This is a genomic window from Actinomadura geliboluensis (assembly GCF_005889745.1).
Classification (GTDB): domain Bacteria; phylum Actinomycetota; class Actinomycetes; order Streptosporangiales; family Streptosporangiaceae; genus Spirillospora; species Spirillospora geliboluensis.
The window spans coordinates 18,028-27,920 of record NZ_VCKZ01000059.1; the positions used below are offsets into that span (position 1 = coordinate 18,028).

Sequence of the window (9,893 nt, forward strand, 5' to 3'; positions counted from 1 at the left end):
CGCTCACGCCTGCTCCCCGCCGGGGTTGTCGCGCAGCCAGACGGGGAGCAGCAGCATCAGCTCCAGCCGGATCGCCGGGTCCTCGATGTCGTAGTCGAACAGCTCGTGGAGCTGCGCGAGCCGGTACCGGACGGTCTGCGGGTGCACGCACAGCGCCTCGGCGGCGTCCGTCGCGTTGAAGCCGTGCTTGAGGCACTCCAGCAGCGTCGCCGCGAGCCGGGCGCCGCGGTGCGCGCCGACCGCGGCGAGCGGGGCCAGCCGCCGCCGCGCCGCCGCCTCGGCGAGCGTCCAGCCCTCCTGGAGCAGCAGGCCGGGCACGTGCCGGTCGGCGTGCACCAGCGTCCCGGCGCCGGCCGGGGCGAGCCGCCCGTCCGCCATCAGGTCGAGGGCGCGGTGCGCCCAGTGCAGCGACACGCCGGCCTGCGCGGTCGGCACCGACGGCCCGACCGCGCCGGTCCAGCCGCGCAGCGGCGCGGTGAGCCGGCCGGTGCCGCCGGGGCGGTCCGGGTCCGGCACGATCAGGCACGGCCGGCCCCGGTCGAGGCCGCTCAGCAGGAACGGCGGCAGCCCCGCGGGGCCCTCGCCGCCGCTGCCGGGGCGCGGCAGCAGCACGATCACCGCGAGCCGCTCGGGCAGCGCCCAGCCGGCCAGGTTCGCCTGCTCGGCGAGGACGTCCGCCGGGGCGGGCGGGTCCGACAGCAGGAGGCCGAGCAGCCGCCCGCGGCGCTGCTCCCGCTCGCCCGCCGCCTTCTCCCGCGCCCGCGCGTACCCCCGCGCGGCGGCGGACGCCAGCAGGTCCAGGTAGGCGAAGTTCGCCTCGGTCAGCGAGATCGCCAGCTCGCGCGGCTTCTGCAGCCGGTCGGCCTCCCGCGACAGGTACCGCCACGCCGTCCGGGACGCGACCCGCAGCGCGTTCTGCAGGTGCTCCAGGGAGCGGCCCTCCATCGCCTCCCCGTACCCGATGTCGAAGAAGACCTGGTGGACCTCCTTCCAGGACGCGTCCGGGTCGGCGATCAGCTGGATGAAGTGCCCCATGCCGCGCGTCACCGCGACGCGCATGACCTCGGTGTAGACGGGATCGTCGGGCCGGGCGTACTCGGGGACGTTGCGGAGCACCCCCTCCACCATGGTGTCGGCGAGGGCGGACAGGTGCGGGCGCATCCACCGCGCCTCCTCGCGCGGCACGTCCCGCCAGGGTTCGCCGGACAGGCCCTCCGCCTCCGCGGACCTCTCGTGCAGCTCGGTCAAAGCGTCACCTCCGTCAGCGGACATCCGGGCCGCCAGGCTAAGTAACCCGCGTCACACATGACACTCACGCCGATGACAACGGCCCCGGAGGCGTTGTCATCGGCGGCGCAATCGGCGGGCCGGTTCCGGGCACGGCGCGGTGCCCGTTTCGGCGCGATGCCGGGCGGGTAGCGGTCTGCATCGGAGGTGCGCCTGATGGATCGTGCGGCCGTGCCCGCCGGGGAGGACGGGCGGCGGCGGATCGCCCGCACCGATGTGCTGCTCGCCGACCCGCGGCTCGCCGCGGCGGCCGGCCGGCTCGGGCGCGGGGTGGTCAAGGCGGCGGTCACCGGGGCGCAGCGGCGGGCGCGCGCGGGCGAGATCCCGCCGGACGCGGTGGCCGACGCCGCGGTCGGCGCGCTGCCGCCGACCGCCTCGGGCCTGCGCCCCGTCATCAACGCGACCGGCGTGCTGCTGCACACCAACCTCGGGCGGGCGCCACTGTCGGACGCGGCCCGCGAGGCCGTGGCCGTGGCGTCGGGCGCCACCGACGTCGAACTGGACCTGGAGACCGGGCGGCGGGCCAGGCGCGGCCGGTCCGTGCTGGCGGCGCTGCTGGAGCGGGTGCCGCAGGCGGAGGCCGCGCACATCGTCAACAACGGCGCGGCGGCGCTCGTGCTGGCCGCGACCGCGCTCGCGCCCGGTCGGGAGATCGTCATCAGCCGCGGCGAGATGGTGGAGATCGGCGACGGCTTCCGGATCCCCGAGCTGCTCGCCGCGACGGGCGCGCGGCTGCGGGAGGTCGGCACCACCAACCGCACCTCGCCGGACGACTACGCGGCGGCGGTCGGCGAGCGCACCGGGTTCATCCTGAAGGTGCACCCGTCCAACTTCCGGATCGAAGGGTTCACCCGCAGCGCCGGCGTCGCCGAGCTGACCGGGCTCGGCGTCCCGGTCGTCGCCGACATCGGCTCCGGCCTGCTCGCGCCCGAACCGCTGCTGCCGGACGAGCCCGACGCCGCGTCCATGCTCAAGGCGGGCGCGCACCTCGTCACGGCCAGCGGCGACAAGCTGCTCGGCGGCCCGCAGTGCGGGCTCGTCCTCGGGCGGGACGACCTGGTGCGCGCGCTGGCCCGCCATCCGCTGGCGCGGGCGCTGCGCGTCGACAAGATGACGCTCGCCGCGCTGGAGGCGACCGTCCGGGGGCCGCGCACCCCGACCGAGCAGGCGCTGCGCGCCGATGCCGCCGCGCTGCGGGAGCGGGCCGAGCGGCTCGCCGCGCGGCTGCGGCTCGACGGGGTCGACGCCGTGCCGGTGGAGAGCGAGGCGGCGGTCGGGGGCGGCGGCGCGCCCGGCGTCGTCCTGCCGAGCGCGGCGGTCGCGCTGCCGGAGCCCTTCGCGGTCCGGCTGCGGCGCGGCGACCCGGCCGTGATGGGCCGGGTCGAGGACGGGCGGTGCCTGCTCGACCTGCGCGCCGTGCCGCCCGGCCAGGACGACGCCGTCGCCGACGCGGTCCGGGCGGCGGCGCGATGACCCACGTCATCGCGACCGCCGGGCACGTCGACCACGGCAAGTCCACGCTCGTCCGCGCCCTCACCGGGATGGAGCCCGACCGGCTGGAGGAGGAGCGCCGCCGCGGCCTGACGATCGAGCTGGGCTTCGCCTGGACGACCCTGCCCGGCGGCGACCGCCTCGCGTTCGTGGACGTCCCCGGGCACGAGCGGCTCGTCACCACGATGCTCGCCGGTGTCGGGCCCGCCCCGGCGGTCCTGTTCGTGGTGGCCGCCGACCAGGGCTGGCAGCGGCAGTCGGAGGAGCACCTCGCGGTGCTCGACGCGCTCGGCGTCCGGCACGGCCTCCTCGCCGTCACCCGCCGCGACCTCGCCGGCGACGACCTGGCGGAGCTGGCCCGCGACGAGGCCCTCGCGCACATCGCGGCCACCTCGCTCGGCGGCGTCGAGTCCGTCATGGTCAGCGGCGCCACCGGCGAGGGCCTGGACGAACTGCGCGCCGCGCTGGAACGGCTCACCGCGTCCCTCCCGGCCCCGGACCTCGACGCCGACGTGCGGCTCTGGATCGACCGGATCTTCACCATCCGGGGCCGGGGCACCGTCGTGACCGGGACGCTCGGCGCCGGGACCGTCAACGTCGGCGACCGCCTCGCCATCGGCGACGACATCGTGCGCGTGCGCGGCCTGCAGAGCCTCAAGGAAGACCACGACGGCATCGGCGCCGTCGCCCGCGTCGCCGTCAACCTGCACGGGAACGTACGGCGGGCGGGCCGCGGCGACGCCCTCCTCACCCCCGGGCGCTGGCTCACCGCCGACCTCGTCGACGTGCGGCTGCGCGGCGAACCCGCGGGCGACCTGCCGCGCGAGCTGACCCTGCACGCCGGGACGGCGGCGGTGCCGGTCCACGTGCGCCCGCTCGGCGCCGACACCGCGCGGCTCGCGCTGCGCCGGCCGCTGCCGCTGCGGGTCGGCGACGCCGCGCTGCTCCGCGACCCGGGCGCGCACCGCGTCCCCGCCGGGGTCACCGTGCTGGACGTCCGCCCCGAGCCGTTCCGGCGGCGCGGCGCGGCGGCGGCGCGGGCCCGCGAGCTCGCGTCGATCGGCGACCGGCCCGACGGCGCCGGCGAGCTGCGCCGCCGGGGCCTGATCACGCGGGCGGAGCTGGTCGCGATGGGCGTCCCGGCCCCGTCCGCGCCCGTCGCCGGGGACTGGCTCGCCGACCCCGACCACTGGGAGGACCTCCGCAAGCGCCTCATCACCGCCGTCGAGGAGCACGCCGCCGCGCACCCGACCGACCCGGGCCTGCCCGCCGACGCCGCCCGCCGCGCCCTCGGCCTGCCCGACCGCGCCCTCGTCGAGGCCCTCGCCGACGGGCTGCACCAGCGCGACGGCCGGATCTACGGGCGGGCGGTCGCGCCGGAGCTGCCCCCGCCCGTGCAGGCGGCCGTCGACGCCGTCCGCCGCGACCTGGCCGCGGCGCCGTTCCAGGCCCCCGACGCCGGCCGGCTCGCCGAACTCGGCCTCACCCCGAAGATGCTCGCCGCCGCCGCGGCGGCGGGCGCACTGCTGAAGGTCGGCGGCGGCATCGTGCTGCTGCCCGGCGACGACGCCCGCGCCGCCGCGCTCCTCGGCCGCCTCGGCGGCCCGTTCACGCTGAGCGAGGCGCGCCGCGCGCTCGGCACCACCCGCCGCGTCGCCGTCCCGCTCCTGGAGCACCTCGACGCGGCGGGCTACACCACCCGGGTGGACGACCTCCGGCGGCGCTGTACCGAGAGGACGACATGACCGAGACGGCGAAGCGGCTGACGCAGTACGCGCACGGCGGAGGCTGCGCCTGCAAGATCCCGCCCGGCGAGCTGGAGGACGTCGTCGCCGGCCTCACCACCGCCCCGGGCGCCCCCAACGGCGAGCTGATCGTCGGGCTGGACACCGGCGACGACGCCGCCGTCGTCCGGCTGCCCGGCTCGCACGGCGGGCTCGCCGCCGTCGCCACCGCCGACTTCTTCACCCCGGTCGTCGACGACCCCTACGACTGGGGGCGGATCGCCGCCGCCAACGCCCTGTCCGACGTGTACGCCGTCGGCGGCCGCCCGCTCGTCGCGGTGAACCTGCTCTCCTGGCCCCGCGGCGTCCTGCCGTTCGAGCTGGCGCGGGAGGTGCTGCGCGGCGGACTGGACGTCGCCGCCGAGGCGGGCTGCCATGTCGGCGGCGGCCACAGCGTCGACGACCCCGAACCCAAGTACGGCATGGCCGTCACCGGCGTCGCCGACCCCGCCGCGCTGCTCCGCAACGACACCGGCAAGCCGGGCCTGCCGCTCACCCTGACCAAGCCGCTCGGCGTCGGGGTCCTCAACAACCGGCACAAGGCGACCGGGGAGGTCTTCCCGCACGCCGTCGCGGCGATGGCCGCGCTGAACCGGGACGCCTCCGCCGCCGCGCTCGACGCGGGCGCGACCTGCGCCACCGACGTCACCGGCTTCGGGCTGCTCGGGCACCTCTACAAGCTGGCCCGCGCGTCCGGCGTCACCGCGGTGGTCGACGCCGCCGCCGTCCCGTACCTGGACGGCGCCCGCGAGTCGCTGCGCGCCGGGTACGTCAGCGGCGGCACCCGCCGCAACCTCGACTGGGTCGCCCCGCACACCGACTTCCGTGGCACCCCCGAGGAGGACCGCCTCCTGCTCGCCGACGCGCAGACCTCCGGCGGCCTCCTCGTCGCGGGCGAGATCCCCGGCGAGCCGGTCATCGGCGAACTGGTCCCGGCCGGCGAGTTCCCGGTCGTCGTCCGCTAGACCCGCCGCCAGGCCCCGCCGCTGGACGCCGCCGCCAGGCCCCGCCGCGGCTAGGCCTCGGTGCCCGTCTCGTCGGTGACGCCCGCGTCCTCCTGATAGCGGCGGACCAGCTCACCGGCGGCGGCGCCGCGCGGGCGGCGGCCCGGGCGGATGTCGACCGATATCGCCTTCGCCTCCTGGATGTGGGTGTTCGGGTCCAGGGACATGTGCAGCAGCTCGTTCGCCGCGTCGCCGGTGCTGTAGCCGTTCGGCCCCCAGTGGTACGGCAGCCCGATCTGGTGCATCGTCCGGCCGTCCACGACGAGGGGCTGCATCCGCTCGGTGACCAGCACGCGGGCCTCGACGACGGCGCGCGGGCTGACGAGCGTCGCCCAGCCGCCGTGCTCCAGCCCCCGCTCGGCCGCGAGCTCCGGCGACACCTCGCAGAAGAACTCCGGTTGCAGCTCCGCCAGGTACGGCTGCCACCGCGACATGCCGCCCGCCGTGTGGTGCTCGGTGAGCCGGTACGTCGTCGCGACGTAGGGGTACACGGCCGCGCCCGGCGAGCCGTCGCTCGGCGCGTACCGGTTGTCGGGGTGCGGCGGCAGCAGTTGCCGGACGGGGTTGCGCTGCTGCCCGTACAGCGGGTTCGTGAACGGCGACTCCTGCGGCTCGTAGTGCGTCGGCAGCGGGCCGTCGGTCAGCCCCGCCGGGACGAACAGCCACGCCTTCCCGTCCGCCTGCATGATGAACGGGTCGTCGCCGGCGAGCGCGTCCGGGCCGGTCGCGTCGCTGGGCGGCTTGTAGTCGGGCGGGCGGTCGGCGACGAAGTCGGGCACGTCGTGGCCCGTCCACTTGCCCTGCTCGGCGTCCCACCAGACGTACGCCTTGCGGTCGCTCCACGGGTTGCCGTCCTTGTCGGCGGACGCCCGGTTGTACAGGATGCGGCGGTTCAGCGGCCACGCCCAGCCCCACTCGGGCGCCACCCAGCTCTGGTCCTTGCCGGGCTTGCGGCGGGCCGTCTGGTTGACGCCGTCGGCGTAGCAGCCGCAGTAGATCCAGCAGCCGCACCGGGTGGACCCGTCGTCCTTCAGCTGCGTGTAGGACGACAGCGGGTTCCCCTCGGCGTCGAAGCCGTTGATCTCGGCGAGCACCGCCTCCGCGTCCGGCTCCTCCAGCTCGCCCCTCGTCGGGTAGTCCCACGTCAGGTCGAGGAGCGGGCGGTTGACCTCGTCGTCCTCCCCGGCGAGCTTCTCCCGGATGAGGCGGCCGAGGTGGTAGGTGAACCACAGGTCGCTGCGCGCGTCGCCGGGCGGCTCCACCGCCTGGTGGTGCCACTGGAGCATCCGCTGCGTGTTGGTGAAGCTGCCGTCCTTCTCGGTGTGCGCGGCGGCGGGCAGGAAGAACACCTCGGTGCCGATGTCCTCGGTGCGCATCTCGCCCGACTCGATCTCCGGGCCGTCCTTCCACCAGGTCGCCGACTCGATCAGCGAGAAGTCGCGGACGACGAGCCAGTCCAGGTTCGCCATCCCGAGCCGCTGGATCTTGGCGTTGGCCGACCCGACCGCCGGGTTCTCGCCCATCAGGAAGTAGCCCTTGCACACGCCGTCGATCTGCGCCATCGCCGTCTCGTACGTGCTGTGCGAGCCGGTCAGCCGCGGCAGGTAGTCGAAGCAGTAGTCGTTGTCCTCGGTCGCCGCGTCGCCCCAGTACGACTTCAGCAGGCTCACGGTGTAGGCGCGCATGTCGCCCCAGAAGCCCTTGCGCGCCGACTCGGCCTGCACGAAGGCGTCCAGGTCCTCGTTGCTGTGCGCGTGCGGCATCGGGATGTAGCCGGGCAGCAGGTTGAACAACGTCGGGATGTCGGTCGAGCCCTGGATGGACGCGTGGCCGCGCAGCGCCAGGATGCCGCCGCCGGGCCGCCCGATGTTGCCGAGGAGGCTCTGCAGGACCGCCGCCGTCCGGATGTACTGGACGCCGACCGTGTGCTGCGTCCAGCCCACCGCGTAGACGAACGCGGACGTCCGGTCGCGGCCCGAGTTCTCGGTGAGCATCTCGCACACCTTGCGGAACTGCTCCTGCGGGACGCCGCAGATCCGCTCGACCATCTCCGGCGTGTAGCGCGCGTAGTGCCGCTTGAGCACCTGGAGGACGCACCGCGGATGCTCCAGGTGCGGGTCCCGCTCGGGGTGGCCCTCGCCGATCGCCGCGCCGCCGGAGCCGTGCGCCTCGCCGCGCCCCGCCTCCGCGAAGGACTCGACGCGCTCGTCGTAGGCCATGTCGCGCTCGCCGGCCGCCGACTGGACCTCCATGCCCTCGTACTGCCACGTCGTGTGGTCGTAGCTGCGGGTCTCCGGGTTCAGGCCGGAGAACACGCCGTCGAGGTCCTCGGTGTCGCGGAACTCCTCCGTCAGGATCACCGGCGCGTTGGTGTACGCGACCACGTAGTCACGGAAGTACTTGTCGTTCTCCAGGACGTAGTTGATGATCCCGCCGAGGAACGCGATGTCGCTGCCCGCCCGCAGCGGGACGTGCAGGTCCGACAGGGCGCTGGTCCGGGTGAACCGCGGGTCGACGTGGACGACCGTCGCACCGCGCGCCTTCGCCTCCATCACCCACTGGAACCCCACCGGATGGCACTCGGCCATGTTGGAGCCCTGGATGACGATGCAGTCGGAGTTCTGCAGGTCCTGCTGGAACGTGGTCGCGCCGCCTCGTCCGAACGTGGTTCCCAGACTGGGAACGGTGGAGGAGTGTCAAACGCGGGCCTGATTCTCGATCTGCACCGCGCCGAGCGCGGTGAACAGCTTCTTGATCAGGTAGTTCTCCTCGTTGTCGAGCGTGGCGCCGCCGAGGCTCGCGACCCCGAGCGTGCGCCGCACCCGCACCCCGTCCTGCTCCCACTGCCAGCCGTGCCGGCGCGCCTCGATCACCCGGTCGGCGATCATGTCCATCGCCGTGTCGAGGTCGAGGTGCTCCCAGTCGGCGCCGCCCGGGCGCCGGTACAGCACCCGGTGCTCGCGGGCCGACCCGGTGGTGAGCTGGAGCGTCGCCGAGCCCTTCGGGCACAGCCGCCCCCGGCTGACCGGCGAGTCCGGGTCGCCCTCGACCTGCGTGACCTTGCCGTCGGTGACGTACACGTCCTGCCCGCAGCCGACCGCGCAGTACGGGCAGACGGACTTCACGACCCGGTCGGCGGTGTTCACCCGCGCCTTGATCCGCTCGGATCCGGCGCTCTTCGCCGCGGCTCCGCGCCCGAGGGGGTCGTCCCCGGTGAACTGGCGGTAGACGGGCCAGGACTCGATCCATGTACGAACGCCCACGTCACACCACCCTTCACCTCGGCGCGCCGTCCACCTACCCGCCGCCCGTCCCTCAAAACAAACCCGTCGCGGACGGACGGGGCGGCGGGCGCGATGACGTCGCCGGGCCGCGGGTCGGCGGCGCCGAGGCCGTCGCCCGCCTCCAGGTTGAGGACCGGGTTCGCCGCGATGCCGCCCCCTCTTCGCCGCCGCCGCCACGGTGTTCCGCGCGACGCTGTCCCTCCCCGACGAACGTCTCCCCGCGGGTCAGGGGAGGACGGCCGCTCCCGCCTTCGCCACCAGGGCGGCGAACTCGGCGCGCTCGGACGGCGACAGCGCCCGCTCGTACACGGCGGCGGAGAGCCGGTCGGTGATCTCCTCGGCCTCGGCGAGGCGGGGCTTCAGCGCGGTGCAGTCGGGGAAGTCGCCCTGCCAGCCGCAGAAGTTCGCCTTGCCCTCGCCCTCGTTGGTCAGCACGGCCTCCAGCGGGGTCAGGCCGACCGCCGTCGTCGCGACCAGGTGCATCCCGCCGCGCAGCTCGCGCAGCACCTGGAGCACCTGCACCAGGCGGCCGGGGCCGCTCTCGGGCAGCGGCTCGGCGCGCCAGCCGCAGAACAGCGGCAGGCCCGCGCCCTCGGCCGCGTTCGCGACCCGCTCGGCCAGCTCGCACAGGCGAGGGTCGTCGGGGACGCGCTCCTCCGCCCAGGCCCTGAACGCCCGCGTGTACCGCCGCGCGGCCTCCCGCGCCCCGGCGACCGTGACGCCCTCGTCCCACATGGCCCGGACGACCCCCGGCTCGAAGAAGCCCAGCGCGGACCACACCACGCCGCCGTCGACGTCCCCGAGCACCCCGCCGCGGCCGGCGAAGTAGAACGCGAACGGGTTGGCGTAGCCGAGCTCCTCGCCGTGCGCGGAGACGGCCGGGTCCAGCATCCAGGTCGAGCCGATGTCGTGGATGATCTTGTCGGCGGCGGCCGCGGTCTCGGCGGCGCTCAGCTCCGGCAGTTCCGTCATGCGGGGGCTCCTCGGGGTCGGGGCGACCGGGTAAGCGGGAGATTACCCGCCGCCCGGCGCGCCGGGGAGAT

6 protein-coding genes are annotated in these 9,893 nt (G+C 75.5%); 3 read left to right on the top strand and 3 right to left on the bottom strand.

Going from position 1 to position 9,893, the window contains the following annotated elements; all coding sequences use genetic code 11:
- Positions 1–3 precede the first annotated feature (3 nt).
- Positions 4–1,248, bottom strand: a complete 1,245-nt coding sequence (locus ETD96_RS11250; protein WP_240807511.1) for a PucR family transcriptional regulator — start codon at positions 1,246–1,248, stop codon at positions 4–6.
- Between the two features lie 195 nt (positions 1,249–1,443).
- On the opposite strand from ETD96_RS11250, the gene selA reads away from it, so the two are divergent.
- From selA to selD, 3 genes are read left to right on the top strand one after another with little or no spacing between them, the layout of a single operon-like run.
- Positions 1,444–2,760 (top strand): L-seryl-tRNA(Sec) selenium transferase, encoded by a 1,317-nt coding sequence (selA, locus tag ETD96_RS11255; RefSeq protein WP_138636266.1) that lies wholly within the window; start codon positions 1,444–1,446, stop codon positions 2,758–2,760.
- Positions 2,757–4,523, top strand: coding sequence for a selenocysteine-specific translation elongation factor (selB, locus tag ETD96_RS11260; protein WP_138636267.1), 1,767 nt, complete (start codon positions 2,757–2,759; stop codon positions 4,521–4,523). The genes selA and selB overlap by 4 nt, the downstream gene beginning before the upstream one ends.
- Positions 4,520–5,527 (top strand): selenide, water dikinase SelD, encoded by a 1,008-nt coding sequence (gene selD / locus ETD96_RS11265; protein ID WP_138636268.1) that lies wholly within the window; start codon positions 4,520–4,522, stop codon positions 5,525–5,527. The genes selB and selD overlap by 4 nt, the downstream gene beginning before the upstream one ends.
- A 50-nt stretch (positions 5,528–5,577) precedes the next feature.
- On the opposite strand, the gene fdh is transcribed toward selD, so the two are convergent.
- Both fdh and ETD96_RS11275 read right to left on the bottom strand, forming a co-directional pair.
- Positions 5,578–8,829 carry a formate dehydrogenase gene (gene fdh / locus ETD96_RS11270; RefSeq protein WP_138636269.1) on the bottom strand — a complete coding sequence of 1,084 codons (3,252 nt, stop codon included), beginning with the start codon at positions 8,827–8,829 and terminating at the stop codon, positions 5,578–5,580.
- Positions 8,830–9,075: 246 nt separating this feature from the next.
- A complete protein-coding gene (locus ETD96_RS11275; protein WP_138636270.1) occupies positions 9,076–9,822 on the bottom strand; it encodes an SCO6745 family protein in 747 nt (248 codons plus the stop codon).
- Between the last annotated feature and the right edge of the window lie 71 nt (positions 9,823–9,893).